The following is a 716-nucleotide window of genomic DNA, read 5'->3' on the forward strand; positions in this document are numbered from 1 at the left end:
GCCGTTCTCAGACCACAGATCGCGACCACGGCGGCCCACCCGAGTCGTGGGTGGATCACGAGTGGCTCCTCAACCCTGCTCCTGACCACCCTGGTGCCACTTCCCCTGTCGATGCGCCTCTGGGCCTCGGTGATGGCGCCTGCTGAAGGCATCTGCACGCCATACCGCATGCGTTCAGTCGGCTACCGGCGGCTCACCTGCTCTGTAGCCGACTCCACGCACGGTCACGACGATGGTGGGGTGCTCGAGGTCTCGTTCGATCTTGGCGCGGAGTCGCTGGACCTGGACGTTGACGAGCCGGGTGTCGACGGTGGGCCGGAAGTGCCAGACCTGTTCGAGAAGCATCTGTCGGCTGAAGGCGTGCTGGGGTCGACGGGCGAGGGCGAGGAGCAGGTCGAACTCCATCCGAGTGAGGGAAATCGGCTTGTCGTTGCGTTTGACGGTGTGTCCGCAGGGGTCGATCACGAGGTCGCCGATGCGCAGCTTGTGGTGGTCGGTCAGCTCGGGTGAGTGTCGTAGCCGGGTCTTGATCCGGGCGATCAGCTCCTTGGCCTTGAACGGCTTGGCCACGTAGTCGTCGGCGCCCGCCTCCAGGCCGGCGACGACGTCGCCAGTGCCGGACCTGGCGGTCAGCATCACGATCGGCACCGGCGACTCGGAGCGGATCTCGCGGCAGATGGCCATGCCGTCCTTGCCGGGGAGCATCAGGTCCAGCA

General features: G+C 66.3%; 1 protein-coding gene. It reads right to left on the reverse strand.

Annotation, left to right across the window (positions count from 1 at the left end; translation table 11 throughout):
- Positions 1 to 174: 174 nt before the first annotated feature.
- Positions 175 to 716 (reverse strand): winged helix-turn-helix domain-containing protein (locus TEK04_RS21225; protein WP_336406360.1); only part of this gene is annotated, 542 nt, incomplete at its 5' end.

Source organism: Klenkia sesuvii, from assembly GCF_037083825.1.
Lineage (GTDB): Bacteria > Actinomycetota > Actinomycetes > Mycobacteriales > Geodermatophilaceae > Klenkia > Klenkia sesuvii.